This is a genomic window from Asanoa iriomotensis, assembly GCF_016862515.1.
GTDB classification, from domain to species: Bacteria; Actinomycetota; Actinomycetes; order Mycobacteriales; family Micromonosporaceae; genus Asanoa; species Asanoa iriomotensis.
This window is the reverse complement of record NZ_BONC01000052.1, coordinates 41,161-57,058: the sequence shown is the minus strand read 5'-3', so window position 1 is coordinate 57,058 and position 15,898 is coordinate 41,161. Positions and strand designations below refer to the sequence as shown.

The window sequence follows — 15,898 nt, the reverse complement described above, 5'->3', positions numbered from 1 at the left end:
AAGCCGACGCCGAGCCGGAAGCCATCGTGGAAGCGGTCGCTGACGACGCGACCGAGGCTGAGACGGAGCCCGAGGCGACCGCCGACGCCGACGTGGAGCCCGAGGCCGCCACCGACGCGGACGGCGAAGCCGAAACCGAGGCAGTCGCCGACGATGCGACCGAAGCCGAGGCGGAGCCCGAGGCAGCGGCCGACACCGAAGCGGAGTCGGAGGCCGCCGCCGACGCGGGCGACGAAGCCGACGCCGAGCCGGAGGCGGTCGCCGACGTCGAGCCCGAGGTGACCGCTGAGGCCGACGCCGAAGAAGGCGACGCGGAGCCCGAGGCCGCCACCGACGCTGATGCGAGCGACGAGGCCGAAGCCGTCGCCGACGTGGCGGGTGACGCCGCGCCCGAAGAAGTCGCTGATGATGAGGCCGACGTGGAGCCGGCGGCTGTCGCCGACGAAGCTCAGGCGGACGCCGAGCCGGAAGCCGTTGCCGAGGCAGTGGCCGACGACGAGGCCGAAGGCGACGCGGAGCCTGAGGCGGTCGCCGACGCCGAGCCCGAGGCCGTCGTCGAGGCGGAAGACGAGGCGGAAGCCGTCGCGGAAGACGCCGAAACCGAGCCCGAGGCGGTCGCCGAAACCGGCGGGGCCGACGCCGACGAGGTCGAGCCCGAGGCGGTCGCTGAGGCCGTGGAGCTGGTTGACACCGCGGCCGTCGATGCGCCGGCCGTGGAGGCGGCCGCCGACGCCGAGGGTCTGGTGGAGACCGCCGCGGCGCCTGAGCCCGCTGCCGCGGCGGACGCCGAGGAAGCCGACGAGGACGACGAGCCGGCAGCAGCAGCGGCCGCGGTCGTGGCGGCACCGAGTTTGGCTGACATCGGGTCGCCGGCCGCGGACGTGCGGCCGGTCAGTGGGCCGCCGATGCGGCCCGGTGACGTGCCCGAGACCCGGATCGCCGTCTGGAGTGCCGAGGCTGCCGACGCGTTGCGGGCCGAGTGGCACGAGGTCAAGGCGCAGTTCGTCGACGAGCCGACCGATGCCCTCGACCACGCACAGGCGCTGGTCGGTCGGGCCGTGCAGCAGCTCGCCGAGACGCTGCTCGCGCAGCAGCTCGAGCTCGACCCCCGCCGGGCGGACGAGGCTCCGGACACCGAGGCGATGCGGGTGGCGATGCGCCGTTACCGCGACTTCCTCGACCGGGTGCTCGCGCTCTAAAGACACACCCGGAAGCCCCGGTCTCCCCCACCACGCGGGGAGGCCGGGGCTTTCGCTTGCGTACACCCTTCTATTTCATCTACCGTTGAGTTCAACAGGCGTTGAATTTCAGAACAGGAGGACCGATGGAGACCGCGATCGAGGTCACCGACCTCGTGATCAACCGCGGAAAGCGGGAGGTGCTGCACGGTTTGAGCTGCGCGATCCCGCGCGGCAGCATCACCGGGCTGCTCGGGCCCAGCGGCAGCGGCAAGACCACCCTGATGCGCGCCGTGGTCGGCGTGCAGCTCGTCGCCTCCGGGCGGGTCACCGTCCTCGGCGAGCCGGCCGGCTCACCGGCCCTGCGGCACAAGATCGGCTACCTGACACAGGCGCCGAGCGTCTACGACGACCTCACGGTGCGGGAGAACGCCCGCTACTTCGCGAGCCTCTACCGGCTCGGCGCGGCCGACGCCGACGCGGCGCTGGCGGCGGTCGGACTCAGCGACGCCGCACACCAGCTCGTCGCCAACCTCTCCGGCGGCCAGCGCAGCCGCGCGAGCCTCGCCTGCGCGATCGTCGGCCGGCCGGAGGTGCTGGTCCTCGACGAGCCCACCGTCGGACAGGACCCGGTGCTCCGCGACGACCTCTGGGGCCGGTTCCGCTCCCTGGCCGCGGCCGGCACCACGATCCTCGTCTCCAGCCACGTCATGGACGAGGCCAACCGCTGCGACCGGCTGCTGCTGATCCGCGACGGCCACCTGATCGGCGACGACACCCCGGCCGCGATCAAGAGCACGGCCGGCACCGACGACCTCGACGAGGCGTTCCTGCGCATCATCCGTCAACAGGAGAAGGCGGCCGCGTGATGTCCCCCCGCACCCTCGCCAGCACCATCGACCGGATCGTCCGCCAGCTCCGCCACGACCGCCGCACGGTCGCGATGGTCATCGTCGTACCCCTGCTGCTGTTGACCCTGCTCTACTACATGTTCGACGGCGGGCCGCTGTTCGACCGCATCGCGCTGGTCATGCTCGGCATCTTCCCGTTCATCATCATGTTCCTGATCACCAGCATCGCGATGCTGCGGGAGCGCACCAGCGGCACCCTCGAACGCCTCTTCACCACCCCGGTCGGCAAGCTCGACCTGCTGTTCGGCTACGGCATCGCGTTCGGCCTGGTCGCCGCCGTGCAGGCCGCGGTCGCCGCGGGTCTGGCCTACTGGCTGTTCGACCTGAGCACCGCCGGCAGCGCCTGGCTGGTCATCGTGATCGCGGTGGCCAACGCGGTGCTCGGCGTCGCGCTCGGCCTGCTCTGCAGCGCCTTCGCGCGCACGGAGTTCCAGGCCGTGCAGTTCATGCCGGTCGTGGCGCTCCCGCAGATCCTGCTGTGCGGCCTGTTCGTGGCCCGCGACCAGATGGCCGGCTGGCTGAGGGCGATCAGCGACGTGCTGCCACTGTCCTATTCGGTCGAAGCGCTCACCGAGGTCGGCCGGCACCCGGACCCGACCGGCACGATGTGGCGGGACCTTGGCATCGTGGTCGGCGCGATCATCCTCGCGCTCGTCCTCGGTGCTGCGACGCTGCGGCGCCGCACGGCTTGAACCAACGAAAGGCAGAGAAAGTGGTACGACGGACCGGACGCCGGCCCGGCAACCCCGACACCCGCGACGCGATCCTGGCGGCGGCGCGCAGCGCGTTCGCGGAGAAGGGCTACGACGGCGCGTCGATCCGCGCGATCGCGACCGGCGCCGGGGTCGACCCGGCGCTGGTCCACCACTATTTCGGCACCAAGGACAAGCTGTTCCTGGCCGCGATGAACATGCCGCTCGACCCCGGCGAGATCATCCCGGAGGTGCTGGCCGGCGATCCGGAGGGCCTGGGCGAGCGGTTGGTCAGGATGTTCCTCACCGTCTGGGACTCGCCGGCGGGAAAGGCCGGGGTCGGCCTGCTGCGGTCGGCGATGAGCAGCGACTGGACGGCCCGGATGTTCCGCGATTTCGTGGTCACCCAGGTGCTGCGCCGGGTGATGAACGCCGTGCCGATGCCACCGGAGGAGGCACCCCTGCGGGTCAGCCTGGTGGCCAGCCAGCTCGCCGGGCTCGCGATGGTCCGCTACGTGCTCAAGGTGGAGCCGCTCGCCTCGACCCCGCGCGAGGTGCTGGTCGCCGCCGTCGGCCCGACCATTCAGCGCTACATCTTCGGCGACCTGCCCAAGCCCAAGGCGGCGGACTAACCTGGCGCGCATGGCCGAGTCACTGCCGTTCGACCGCGTCGCCGACACCTACGACGAGACCCGCGGCGGCGAGCGGCGCGGGCGCGAGTTCGCCGCCGTCCTGGCGCCGCACCTGCTGCCCGGCCGCACGCTGGAGATCGGCGTCGGCACCGGGTTGGTGGCCGATGCCCTCAACCGCCGGCACGGCGCGTCCGCGGTCGGTGTCGACCTCTCCCCCGCGATGCTGGGCCACGCGCACGCCCGCCTCGGCGCGCGGGTCACGGTCGGCGACGCGCGGCGGCTGCCGGTCCGCACCGGCAGCGTCGACAACGCGGTGTTCGTCGGCGCCCTGCACGTGATCGTCGACCTGGCGGCGGCGCTGGCGGAGGCGGCGCGGGTGGTCCGCCCCGGCGGCCGGGTCGTCTCGCTCACCGCCGCGACCGAGCGAGGCAAGGGCGACGAGTTCGGCGACCTGCTGGCCGGGCTGCCCGGCCGCGACCGGGTCGACACGCCGGCCGCGGTGCTCGCGGCCGCGACCGCGGCCGGCCTCCACACGCTGCAGAGCGGCGAGGTGACCGCGCGGTCCTTCGCGGAGTCGCCGAACCAGCTCGCCGAGATCATCGAGAACCGCGTCTGGTCGAACCTCTGGAACGTCGACGGCGCGGTCTGGGCCACCACGGTCGAGCCCATCGTCCAGGGCCTGCGCGACCTCCCGGACCCCGACGACCCACGCGACCGCCGACTGCCCTTCCAGCTCTCCGTCTTCGGGCGCTAGCGGGTTTGTTCGAGCCAGCTCGCATAGAGCTTGGCGTAGACCGAGTCCGTCTCCTGGACCAGCTGGTCGTGCGGGCCGCGCTGGACGATGCGGCCCTTGTCGACGACGATCACCTCGTCGGCGGCCTGCGCCGTGGAGAGGCGGTGCGCGATCGCGACCGTCGTGCGGCCGCGGGTCACGGCGTCGAGGGTCCGCTGCAGCCGCACCTCGGTCGCCGGGTCGACGGCGCTGGTCGCCTCGTCGAGGACCAGCAGGTCCGGATCCGCCACGTACGCCCGGGCCAGGGCGACCAACTGCCGCTCGCCCACGCTGAGCGCCTCACCGCGCTCGCCGACCCGGGTCGCCAGGCCCTGCGGCAGCCCTTCGACCCAGTCGATCAGGCCCAGCTCGGTGAACGCCAGCTCGAGGTCGGCGTCGGACAGGTCCGGCCGGGCGAACCGCACGTTGTCGGCCACCGTCGTGTCGAACAGGAAGCCGTCCTGCGGCACCATCACCACGCGGGAGCGCAGCGAGTCGAAGCGGACCTGGTCGAGCGGCACGCCGGAGAGCCGCACGCTGCCCGTGGTCGGGTCCATCAGCCGGGTCAGCAGCTTCGCGAATGTCGTCTTGCCGCTGCCCGTCTCGCCGACCACCGCGACCCGGGTCTTCGCCGGGATGTCGAGGTCGACGTCGTCGAGGACGATCGGGCCGCCGTACGTGAAGGACACGTCCTGGAACCGCACGTCGACCGGCCCGGGCGGCAGCTCGGCGCCCTGCTCGCCGGGATCGGCCACGTCGGGGCGCACGTCGAGGACGTCCAGCACACGGCGCCAGCCGGCCACCGCGTTCTGGGCCTCGTTGAGCACCTCGGTGGCAATCTGCACCGGCTGGATGAAGAGCGTGACCAGGAAGAGGTACGCGGTGAGCTGGCCGATCGACAGCGTGCCGCCGACGCCGAGCTGCACGCCGACGACCACCACGGCCGCGGTGGCCAGCCCCGCCGCCAGCTCGCCGCTGGAGAAGCCGATGACGCTGGTGCGCAGCGCCCGCATCTGTGAGGTCCGGTGGTCGTCGATGGCGGTGTTGAGCCGGACCCGGGTGCGGTCCGACACGCCGTACGCCCGGATGACGGGAGCGCCCACGACGCTCTCGGACACGGCCGCGAGCAGCGTGCCCATCTTTTGCCGGACGGTGCCGTAGGCGCCGGCCAACCGCTTCTGGAAGGCCCGGATGACGAAGACGGCGGGCGCGAACGCGATCAGCACGACGAGCGTGAGCTGCCACGAGTAGTAGGCCATCACGCCGGCGGTGACGACGAGCTGGCCGGCGCTGATGATCAGGATGACGCCGCCCCATTGCAGGAACTGCGTGATCTGGTCGATGTCGCTGGTGACCCGCGAGACGAGCGAGCCGCGCCGCTCGGACTGCTGGTGCAGCATCGAGAGGTCGTGGATGTGCCGGAACGTGCGGACCCGGACGTTGGCGAGCGCGGTCTCGCTCACCGTGAACAGCCGTCGCATCATCAGGTAGCCGCAGAGCGTGGTGATCGCCAGCACGCCCGCGGTGATCGCGACGACCGTGCCGACGAAACCGACGTCGAGCCCGCCCGGGCCGGCGATGCCCCGGTCGATGCCCTGCTGGATGGCGACCGGGACGGCGGCGCGGCCGATCATCGAGACGACGGCGAAGAACAGGGTGCCGCCCAGGCCCAGCCGCAGCTCGGGCGAGAGCGCCAGGCCGCGCTTGATGGTGGCCCAGGTCGACTCCGGCGCCTCCGCCTTGTCGACCGCGGCCGCTGCGGTGGGGGCGGTCACGCGGTCACCGCCCCTTCCTCGTCGTACGCGTGGTCGCGTTCCCGCTCGGCCTCGGCCCGCTCGTAGGCGGTGACCAGGTCGGCGTACCCCGGTGTGGTGGTGAGCAGTTCGTGGTGTGTGCCGGCGGCGACCACCCGGCCGTGCTCGACGTAGACCACCTCGTCGGCGAGCGCGATCGTGGCCCGGCGGTAGGCGACCACCAGGATCGAGGTCGGCTGCTCGCCGCCCCGCAGGCCGGCCAGGATGGCGGCCTCGACCCTCGGGTCGACGGCGCTGGTGGCGTCGTCGAGCACGAGCAGGCGGGGCCTGCCGGCGAGGGCGCGGGCGAGCGTCAGCCGCTGGCGCTGGCCGCCGGAGAGCGACGTGCCGCGCTCCCCGACCATCGTGTCGAGGCCCTCGGGCAGGCGGCGGATGAAGTCGTCGGCCTGGGCGAGGCGCAGGGCGGCCCAGACGGTCTCGTCGTCGATGCCCGGCCGGTCGAGGGAGACGTTGGCGCGCACGGAGTCGTCGAAGACGAACGGGATCTGCGCGACCAGGGCGGCGGTGCCGGCCAGCGCGGTGGCGGTGAGGTCGCGCAGGTCGTGTCCGTCGATGTCGACCGTGCCGGTGGCCGGGTCGACCAGGCGGACGGCCAGCGAGGCGATCGTGGACTTGCCGGAGCCGGTCGGGCCGACCAGGGCGACGGTCTTGCCCGCGGGAACGACCATGCTGATGTCGTGCAGGACGGTCGGGCCGTGCTCGTCGGCGGTCGCGTTGATCATGTCGTCGCCGTCGGTCTCGGCGCCGGCGGGATAGGCGTAGTCGACGCGGTCGAAGGCCAGCTTGGCCGGTGTGTCCGACTTTTCCGGACTTATCGTGCCGTAACGCATCTCGCCCGTGGCCGTGAGCACGTGCTGGAGGCGGTCCCAGCCGGCCACGCTGCGCGGCAACTCGGCCAGCACCCAGCCGATCGCGCGCACGGGGAAGGCCAGCACCGTGAACAGGAACGCGACGCTGACGAGGTCGGTCACCGAGATGTCGCCGCTGCGCAGCCGGAACGTGCCGACCACCAGCACGGCGAGGGTGCCGAGGCTGGGCAGCGTCTCCATCAGCGGGTCGAACAGGCCGCGAAGCCGGCCGACGGAGATCAGCGCGTCGCGCAGCTCACGGGCCCGGCCGGCGAACCGGTCGGTCTCCTCGGTCTCGCGGCCCATGGTCTTGACCACGAGCGCGCCGTCGAAGCTCTCGTGCGCGATCGCACTGACCTCGCCGCGCATGAACTGGGCCCGGGCCTGACGCGGTGCCATGCGGCGCGAGTAGAAGACGTTGATCAGGAACAGCCCGAAGAACGTGGCGACGCCCACCAGGGCCAGCACCCAGTCGGTGAAGAACAGCGAACCGACAGCGCCGAACAGCATCACCACCGTGCCGACGGCGAACGGCAGCGGCGCGATCGGGAACCAGGCCGCCTCGACGTCGGAGTTGGCGTTGGACAGCAGCGTGCCGGTCGCGTGCCGGTGGTGCCAGGACAGCGGCAGGTCGAGGTAGCGGCCGGTGACCAGCCGCCGGTAGCGGGCCTGGAGGCGGAACTGCATGTAACCGGCGCCGAGCCGGCGGCCGAAGATGCCGACGACCCGGAGCACGCTGACCGCGAGCACCGCCATCGCGCCGAGCCAGAGCAGCGCCTGGTTGATCTCGCCGTCCTCGATCGCCGGCACGATGACGCCGCCGACGATGTGCCCGATCACGTAGGCGCTGCCCACGACGAGGCCGCCGAACAGGACGCTGCCGCCGACCGCGAAGGCGAAGATGCGCGGTTCGTCGCGGATTGCCCGGCCGAGCACGCGGAAGCCCCGGGCGAGCACGTCCCGGCTGGTCACGCTCGCCACTGTGGTTGCCCCTCTGCCTGTCGACGCGGCCACACGTAAGCCGCTTGTTGCACAGTCATCCTTACCGGACCCAAGCCTCCGGTGCGAGCGGGTATTCCGTGTGTCCGCCGTCACAGAGGCCGGTTCGCGCGCCCTGGCTACGATTCTCGCCATGTCCCGGTTCGTGCGGTCCGAACGCGAGAAACTGGCTGACCTTTTCGCCACAGTCGGGCCCGAGGCGCCGACGATGTGCACCGGCTGGGTCGCCCGCGACCTGGTCGCGCACCTGGTGATCCGGGAGCGCCGGCCCGACGCGAGCCTCGGCATGTTCGTCCCACCGCTGCGGGGGCACGCCAAGAACACGCTGCGTTCGTTCGCCGCGCGCCCGTACACCGAGCTGGTCGATCTGGTCCGCAACCCCCCGATGTGGAGCCCGGTGAGCAACCCGCTGACCGAGGGCATGACCAACACGCTCGAGTTCTTCGTCCATCACGAGGACGTGCGCCGGGCGCAGCCCGACTGGCAGCCGCGCGAGCTGCCCAAAGAGGACCAGGCGACGCTCTGGCGCAACGCGTCGCTGATCGCCCGGTTGCGGCTGCGCCGATTCCCGGCATCGCTGCTGGTGCAGGCGCCCGGGTTCGGCGAGGTCACCGCGGGCGCCGGCGGCGAGCGACTGCGGCTGGTCGGCGCGCCCGGTGAGCTGGCCTACTTCCTCTCCGGGCGGCAGCGCGCGGCCCGGGTGCAGATCGACGGTCCGCCGGCGTTGACCGAACGGCTGCGGACCGCCCCGCTGAAGATCTGATTCGCCGGGCCGATCCACTCTTTCCCTCCGGCCGACGCGCCTACATCATCGGGAGACCGGCCTTCCGGAGGGAAGTATGCGGACGTTCGCGGCGACGGCGTTGACTCCCCCGCCGTATGACGCGGTCGTCCACCCCGCCGTCGACGAGATCGCGGCGCACTCCGCGGACTGGGCCGAGGCGTTCGGCCTGGCGCCGACGCCGGACGCCCGCGAGCGGCTGAGTCGGGCCAACGCGGCCGAGTTGGCCGCCCGGGCCTGTCCCGACGTGCCGGAGCCCGCGGTGCGGTTGCTCGCAGACCTGATGACGTGGCTGTTCGCCTTCGACGACCGGTGCGACGAGGACGCGATGGGCACCGACCCGGGCCGGCTGGCCCCGGCGTTGGCGCCGTTGCTGGAGGTGGTCGACCGGTTCGGCACGGTCGCGCACTACCAGCCCGCGGGCCCGACCGCGGCGGCCCTGCACGACCTGTGCCGGCGGATCCGCGCCCTGGACAAGCCCGGTGGGCTGCTGCGGTTCTCGGCGGCGTTCCGGGAGTACCTGTTCGCGCTGCTCTGGGAGGCGACCAACCGGCAGCTGCACCGGGTGCCACGGTTCGCCGAGTACGTGCAGATGCGCCGGCACACGGGCGCGGTGCTGCCGAGCTTCGCGCTGACCGACCTGGCCGCCGACGGCCTGGCCACGACCACGGACCGGGTAGACCCGCGGGTGGTCCGGCTCGACCTGCTCGCCGCCGACCTCGTGTGTTGGTGCAACGACGTCTTCTCGTACGGGAAGGAACGGCTGCGGGACGGGCACAACCTGGCGAGCGTCATCGCACACGAGCTGAACTGGCCGGAGCGGGCGGCGCTGACGGAGGCGGCGGCGCGCTACAACGCGGGTATCGCCGCATACCGGGCGCTGGAAGCCGAGGTGCTGGAGGACGCGGACGGCCGGCTGTCGCGGATGCTGATGTCCCGGCGCCGTTGGCTGCGCGGCACCTACGACTGGTCGATGGGCGCCCGCAGGTACTCCTGAGCGTGGCCCTTCGCTGAGTCTGCTATGAAGACCCTGGTCAGGCCATGATCGACACGGGCCACTGGGACTGGCATCCGTGCCGTTGTTGGCCATACTCTTCGGTAGCAAGTGACCACGATCACATGGCCAAACTAAAGGTGGGTTTCCGGATATGTCGCTCGATGTCCCTTACCGGTCGATTCCCGACATGTTCCTCAAGCGTGTCGCCGCGTCGCCCGACGCGCGGGCGTTCGGCTACCCGGGCGCCTCGGGTCCGCAGTGGATGACGTGGCAGCAGGCGGGCGAGCGCGCCCGCGCGCTCGCCGCGGGCCTGCACGGCCTCGGCGTCGGTGCCGAGGAGCGGGTGGCCATCCTGGCCAACACCCGCATCGAATGGGTCATCGCCGACCTCGGCATCATGTGCGCGGGCGGCGCGACCACCACGGTCTACCCGACCACCGAACCGGAGGACGCGACGTTCATCATCGCGGACTCGGGTTCCAAGGTCGTCATCGCGGAGAACCCGATGCAGGCGGGCAAGCTCGCCGGCGCTTCGCTGCCGACGGTGACGCACGTCGTGCTCATCGACGGCGAAGCCGACCCCGCGGCGACCCCGCCGCAGATCACGATGGCCGACCTCGAGAAGCAGGGCGCCGCCGCGCTGGCCGGCGACCCGGACCTGATCGAGCGCCTGGTTTCACCGATCGCCCCGGACCACCTCGCGACGCTGATCTACACGTCGGGCACGACGGGCCGCCCGAAGGGCGTGGAACTGCTGCACGCGGGCTGGTGCTGGGAGGCGGTGGCACAGGCCGACCTGGGCATCCTGCGCGCCGACGATCTGCAGTACCTGTGGCTGCCGCTGTCGCACTCCTTCGGCAAGACGCTGCTGTGCGGCATCATCCACGTCGGCCTGCCGACCTATGTGGACGGTCGCATCGACGTCCTGGTCGACAACCTCGGCATGGTCAAGCCGACGCTGATGTGCGGCGCGCCCCGGATCTTCGAGAAGGTCTACAACCGCGCGATCACCAACGCCACGTCCGAGGGCGGCGCCAAGGCCAAGATCTTCGGCTGGGCGGTCGCCACCGGCAAGCGCAAGGTCAAGCTGGAGCAGGCGGACCAGCCGGTCCCGGCGGGCCTGAAGCTGCAGTACGCGCTCGCGAACCGCCTGGTCTTCAGCAAGCTCCAGGCCCGCCTGGGCGGCAACATCCGCACGCTGGTCTCGGGCGCGGCCCCGCTGAGCGTCGACATCGCGGAGTTCTTCGCGGCGGCGGGCCTGCCGATCTCGGAGGGCTACGGCCTGACGGAGACCAGCGCCGGCAACTTCGTCAACCGCCCGGGCGGCCTGCGCATCGGCACGGTCGGCCAGCCGCTGGGCGACCTGGAATGCAAGATCGACGAGGACGGCGAGGTCCTGCTGCGGGGCACGCCGGTGATGCGGGGCTACCACAACCTGCCGGAGGAGACGGCGGCCGCGTTCACGGACGACGGCTTCTTCCGCACCGGCGACATCGGCGAGATCTCCGAGGACCGCTACCTGAAGATCACGGACCGGAAGAAGGACCTGGTCAAGACCTCGGGCGGCAAATACATCGCCCCGTCGCACATCGAGGGCCTGTTCAAGGCGCTCTGCCCGTACACCTCGCAAGCGATCGTCGTCGGTCAGGCCCGCAACTTCTGCACGATGCTGATCACCCTGGACCCGGACGCGGTCGTGGGTTGGGCCGCCGGCGGCGAGCTGGCCGGCAAGTCCTACGCGGAGATCGTCACGTCACCGGCGGCCAACGCGATGGTCGAGGGCTACATCACGGAACTGAACGCGAAGCTCAACCGCTGGGAAACGATCAAGAAGTTCACGATCCTCCCCCGCGACCTGACCATCGAGGACGGCGAAATGACCCCGTCCATGAAGATCAAGCGCCGCGGCGTGGAGTCGAACTTCGAGGCGGAAATCAACAAGATGTACGAGGGCTCGGTCGCCGAGATCTGAGCCTCCCCGCAGTCGGGCCCGCCAGGATTCGTCCCGGCGGGCCCGAACGTTTCCCGGGCTGACCGCGCCCACCCACGCATTCCGCCGTGTGGCGGCCGAGAACGCGTCGGGCGTGCCGGGTGTCAACCCCACCTGTTCGTCCTGGGCCGACCATCCCTGCTCGCCGCAGCTTCCGTCGTGCGTGGGGCATCCACCCCGAGCCCGATCGCCGGCCGCGCCCGGCCGGCGGAAGCTGATTCCAGCGCGATCGCGGGCGGGTCGTGCGAAAGCGGGCGCACGCATTGGTCGGGTCTCCGAAACTCTCCGCCGCGCAGGCGTCGGTCGCGGTGCGAGTGCGGGCGCACGCACAGGTCGGGTCCCCCAAACTCTCCGCCGGCAGTCGTCGGTCGCCGTGCGAGAGTCCAACCAGGGCGGTGGATCCAGGGATCTAGAGATCAAATCTCCAGATCCGACGCCCAAATGGTCACCGGTTCCCGTCGAACAAACACTCCCGACCCCGACAACTGAGCCACCCCACGCGACGAGTTAGCGAGGGATCGCTGTCGCAGCAGCAAGGAAGTACCTAGATGATCTATTTCCGAGGGGATGGCAGGAGCTTTGGCAGGCCGGGTGGCCGGGTGACCTGCTCTGCACCACGGACTGTTTCGCTTCGGGTTGTCCCGGGGGAGATCATGTGTGGCTGGTCAGCGCGGGATGGTGCGCGTCGAATGATCCGGTGCGGTTGGTCTGCGCGACACGCCGCCGCGTCGCCTGATCTCGCACACCTGATCACGTGGGTGGGGTTGTCCTGATCCTGTGAGGTTCACACGATCATGGCCAAGGCTGGCCCGATTCGGGCCGTGCTGACTGGTCGACGACGGTCCCGAGGATGTGCGCGCCTCTCGCCGGCCGGGCCGGCCGTCGCGGCCGCGGACAACACCGTCGCCAGATCTGCGAGCCCTCGAACACGGCCAGCCCGCCGACGCAGCCGAAGCAACACCGTCGCCAGATGTGCGAGCCCTCCAACACGGCCAGCCCCCCGACGCACCCGAAACCATCGCCGCCAGATCTGCGAGCCCTCCAACACGGCCAGCCCCCCGACGCACCCGAAACCATCGCCGCCAGATCTGCGAGCCGCGCGGGCGGCGGCGCGTGCAAGCTGTCGAGCGCGGCCGGGATGTGTCGCGCAGGCGGGTCGAGCGACGTTGGTCTTGCTCGTTACGCCATGGTTGTGTGGATCGGGACGCCCTCACGTCGGCTCGCTGTCCTGATGACCCTTGGAGTTGATCATCTGATCTGCCGCCGGGCACAGTGGCCCGTCCTGAGTGACCGCGTTTGCGGAAGTCCGGATCGGCCGCGCGCACCGGGTGCGCGGGTCGGCGACCGACCGCGCGCGCTCAACTGGTTTGACGGTGACCCGGCGCGGGCCCGGCAGCGGAGCGAAGCGCAGCGGTGTCCGGCGGGAGCGTCGGTCCGGACCACCGCGGGCCCGGGACCGCACGCCGCCCTTGACCTAAGCGATGACCACCGGCTTGCGCCAGCTCGGGTGGGGGGTCCGGTCCAGGTCGTAGCGGACCGTGGCGATCCGCTTGACCGCGTCGACCAGGTCGCCGGCCGGCAGCGTGTACGGCAGCCGGAGGAACCGTTCCAGCGTCCCGTCCAGCCCGAACCGCGGCCCCGGGGCCAGCCGCACCCCGACCTCCTCCGCCGCGCGGGCCAGGGCGCTCGAGATCGGGCCGTCTAGCTCCGCCCACAGCGTCACTCCGCCGTGCGGTGCGTGGACCTGCCACTCCGGCAGGTGTTCGGTCAGTGCCTCCAGCAGGGCGTCGCGTTGGGCCGCCAGCTGGATCCGGCGGGCCGGGACGATCGTGTCGGCGCGGTCCAGGAGTTGCGCCGCGACCAGTTGGTCCAGGACCGGGCTCGACATGTCGACGCCGACCCGCAGCGCTGCCAGGCGTTGGACCGTGGGGGCCGACGCGCGGACCCAGCCGATGCGCAGGCCGCCCCAGTAGGGCTTGCTCATGCCGCCGATCGTGATCACGCGGCTGTGGCGGTCGAAGAGCGCCACCGGCGGCGGAACCGACACACCGTCGAGCGGCAGGTCCACGAACGACTCGTCGACCACCAGGTCCGTGCCCGTCGCGTGGGCCGTGGCCACCAGGCGCTCGCGCAGGTCCGCCGGCATCAGGTGGCCGGTGGGGTTGTGGAACTCCGGGATCACGTACGCCAGACGAGGGGTGGTCTGTCGCAGCGCGCCCAGCAGCAGCTCGCCGTCCCAACCCGTCGCCGGGTCCAGGCCGTGCGTCGTGATGCGCGCCCGGCGCGCCGAGAGCGCCGCCAGCGCGTTGGGATAGGTCGGTGACTCCATGAGCACGCCGTTGCCGGCCTGGACCGTCAGCCGCAGCACCAGGTCCAGCGCCTGCTGGGTGCCGCTCGTGACCATGATCTGGTCGGGGCTCGTCGGCAGGCCGCGGTCCGTGAAGCCGCGGGCCACCGCCTCGCGCAGCTCGGGCAGGCCGGTCGGGTGGTAGCCGGCGTCGCCGAGATATCTGGGCAGCTCGTCGGCGGCGGCGCGGGCCGCGGGGATCAGCTCCGGTGGCGCGGCCAGGGCGGCGCAGCCCAGGTCGATCATGCCGAACTCGTTGAGCGGGGTCCACAGGCCGCTGCTGGCCACCCGGTGCCCGCCGGGCAGGGTGGTCCAGCTGCCCGCGCCGCGGCGGCTGGTGAGGTGGCCGCTCTCGCGGAGCTCGCGGTACGCGGCCGTGACGGTCGTGCGGCTGACCTTGAGGGCCTCGGCCAGCTCGCGTTCGGCGGGCAGGCGGATCCCGAGCGGCAGGCGGCCGTCGGACAGCAGCCCGCGCACGGCGCCGGCCAGGGCGGCGTAGTCCGGGTTGCGGCGGCGGCCCGGCAGCGCGTGCCACTGGCCGAGCAGACGGGCGAGTTGGCTTCCGCGGACCAGGCTTGTCATATCCACTCCTCGCGAATTGGCTCTTCAGCACCGAACCAATTGGCCTTCAGAGTGGCATGCATGGCGTCCGAGAGCAACTCTTCCACCGGCCTGCGCGACCGGCTTCCCCGCAGGCTGGTCCAGCTTTTCGTGGGGCTGGCCCTGTACGGCGCGAGCATGGCGCTGATGATCGAGGCCGCCCTGGGGCTGGATCCGTGGGACGTCTTCCACCAGGGGCTCGCGGAGCGGACCGGGCTCTCGTTCGGGACCATCGTGATCATCGTGGGTGCGGCCGTGCTGCTGCTCTGGATCCCGCTGCGGCAGAAACCGGGCATCGGCACCGTCAGCAACATCGTCCTCATCGGCCTCGGCGTGGACCTGACTCTGGCTCTGCTGCCGACGCCGTCGGCGCTCGCGGTGCGGATCACGTTCCTCGTGCTCGGGATCGTGCTCAACGGGGTCGCGGGCGGCCTCTACATCGGGGCGCGGCTCGGGCCGGGGCCGCGGGACGGGCTGATGACCGGATGGGTCGCCCGGCGTCCGGGACGGTCGATCCGGCTCACCCGGACCGTGATCGAACTCTCCGTCCTCGGCGTGGGCGTGCTGCTCGGGGGCACGGTCGGGGTCGGGACCATCGCGTACGCCCTCCTGATCGGACCGTTGAACCACGTCTTCATTCCGCTGTTCACGGTGCGTCCGACGGCGGACCGGATCCCGGCGACAGCGCTGCCCGACCCGGCTGCATGATGCATCGAAACTGGTGAAGGTTTCAGGTAAACAAAAGATCACCACAATGTTCATGGCCCGTTGACGTTGGCATCATTGGTCCATGGGGCAGGACGGCTGGCGGCGATCCGACGCTTGGATCTTCGTCGCGGTGGTGATGGCGAACGGTGCCGGACGACATATGCGCTCGGCGACCACCAGACGGCCGGAGGGCGTGCGGCTCGCGGACGTGCTCTCGATGGCCGACCATCTGCGCCAGGTGCTGCCCGGTCGGCGCGAGGTCGAGGAGGCCGTGCGGCGTCTGACCGGCGCCGACCTGATCACGGTGGCGGACGGCTGGTTCCGGGTCACCGCGTCCGGCGCGACCATGTGGCGCAACCGGCGGTCGGGGGTGGGCGCGGTCGACACCGTCTACACAGCGCTGCTGCGACGCCCGCTGCCGGACGACGGCGAGTGGACCCTGGACGAAGCGGACCACGCGGCGGCGATCCTGGAGTACGCGGGCCGCGGCGACGACCGGGTGCAGCCGTGAACGACCTGGACGTCTTCGTGTGTGCCTGGCCGGTCGGCGCCGACCTCCGCCGGGGCGTGTCCGGACCCGGCAGCTAGGTCCGACCTCGGTACGCGCGGCGTGCATCCGAACAAGGCGC

General features: G+C 71.6%; 13 protein-coding genes. 10 read left to right on the top strand and 3 right to left on the bottom strand.

From position 1 onward, the window contains the following. The 5 genes from Air01nite_RS29255 to Air01nite_RS29235 form a co-directional block, all read left to right on the top strand. Positions 1-1,199 (top strand): hypothetical protein (locus tag Air01nite_RS29255; protein WP_203706559.1); only part of this gene is annotated, 1,199 nt, incomplete at its 5' end. Positions 1,200-1,324: 125 nt separating this feature from the next. Next, on the top strand, positions 1,325-2,047 hold the full coding sequence (locus Air01nite_RS29250) for an ABC transporter ATP-binding protein (protein WP_203706558.1): 723 nt from the start codon (positions 1,325-1,327) through the stop codon (positions 2,045-2,047). Further along, positions 2,047-2,781 (top strand): ABC transporter permease, encoded by a 735-nt coding sequence (locus Air01nite_RS29245; RefSeq protein ID WP_203706557.1) that lies wholly within the window; start codon positions 2,047-2,049, stop codon positions 2,779-2,781. The genes Air01nite_RS29250 and Air01nite_RS29245 overlap by 1 nt, the downstream gene beginning before the upstream one ends. A gap of 20 nt (positions 2,782-2,801) precedes the next feature. Beyond that, entirely contained in the window at positions 2,802-3,413 is a 612-nt protein-coding gene (locus tag Air01nite_RS29240; RefSeq protein ID WP_203706556.1) for a TetR/AcrR family transcriptional regulator, read from the top strand. 10 nt (positions 3,414-3,423) lie between these two features. Further along, complete coding sequence (locus tag Air01nite_RS29235; RefSeq protein WP_203706555.1) at positions 3,424-4,167, top strand: class I SAM-dependent methyltransferase; 744 nt, start codon at positions 3,424-3,426, stop codon at positions 4,165-4,167. Here Air01nite_RS29235 and Air01nite_RS29230 read toward each other — a convergent pair. Next, entirely contained in the window at positions 4,164-5,960 is a 1,797-nt protein-coding gene (locus tag Air01nite_RS29230) for an ABC transporter ATP-binding protein (protein ID WP_203706554.1), read from the bottom strand. The two genes, Air01nite_RS29235 and Air01nite_RS29230, sit on opposite strands and share 4 nt — an antisense overlap. Next, the gene (locus Air01nite_RS29225; RefSeq protein WP_373310488.1) at positions 5,957-7,804 is read right to left on the bottom strand and encodes an ABC transporter ATP-binding protein; all 1,848 of its coding nucleotides are present in this window, start codon (positions 7,802-7,804) and stop codon (positions 5,957-5,959) included. The genes Air01nite_RS29230 and Air01nite_RS29225 overlap by 4 nt, the downstream gene beginning before the upstream one ends. Before the next feature lie 175 nt (positions 7,805-7,979). On the opposite strand from Air01nite_RS29225, the gene Air01nite_RS29220 reads away from it, so the two are divergent. From Air01nite_RS29220 to Air01nite_RS29210, 3 genes are all read left to right on the top strand, one after another. After that, positions 7,980-8,609 carry a TIGR03085 family metal-binding protein gene (locus Air01nite_RS29220; RefSeq protein ID WP_203706552.1) on the top strand — a complete coding sequence of 210 codons (630 nt, stop codon included), beginning with the start codon at positions 7,980-7,982 and terminating at the stop codon, positions 8,607-8,609. 76 nt (positions 8,610-8,685) lie between these two features. Further along, the gene (locus tag Air01nite_RS29215; protein WP_203706551.1) at positions 8,686-9,624 is read left to right on the top strand and encodes a terpene synthase family protein; all 939 of its coding nucleotides are present in this window, start codon (positions 8,686-8,688) and stop codon (positions 9,622-9,624) included. Between the two features lie 151 nt (positions 9,625-9,775). Beyond that, the gene (locus Air01nite_RS29210; RefSeq protein ID WP_203706550.1) at positions 9,776-11,596 is read left to right on the top strand and encodes an AMP-dependent synthetase/ligase; all 1,821 of its coding nucleotides are present in this window, start codon (positions 9,776-9,778) and stop codon (positions 11,594-11,596) included. 1,492 nt (positions 11,597-13,088) lie between these two features. On the opposite strand, the gene yczR is transcribed toward Air01nite_RS29210, so the two are convergent. Then, positions 13,089-14,543 (bottom strand): MocR-like transcription factor YczR, encoded by a 1,455-nt coding sequence (gene yczR / locus Air01nite_RS29205; protein WP_203706549.1) that lies wholly within the window; start codon positions 14,541-14,543, stop codon positions 13,089-13,091. Positions 14,544-14,603: 60 nt separating this feature from the next. Between yczR and yczE the strand changes: the two genes are divergently transcribed. Then, a complete protein-coding gene (gene yczE / locus Air01nite_RS29200) occupies positions 14,604-15,269 on the top strand; it encodes a membrane protein YczE (RefSeq protein ID WP_203706548.1) in 666 nt (221 codons plus the stop codon). 82 nt (positions 15,270-15,351) lie between these two features. Continuing rightward, positions 15,352-15,780 carry a hypothetical protein gene (locus Air01nite_RS29195; RefSeq protein ID WP_203706547.1) on the top strand — a complete coding sequence of 143 codons (429 nt, stop codon included), beginning with the start codon at positions 15,352-15,354 and terminating at the stop codon, positions 15,778-15,780. The last annotated feature ends 118 nt before the right edge of the window (positions 15,781-15,898 follow it).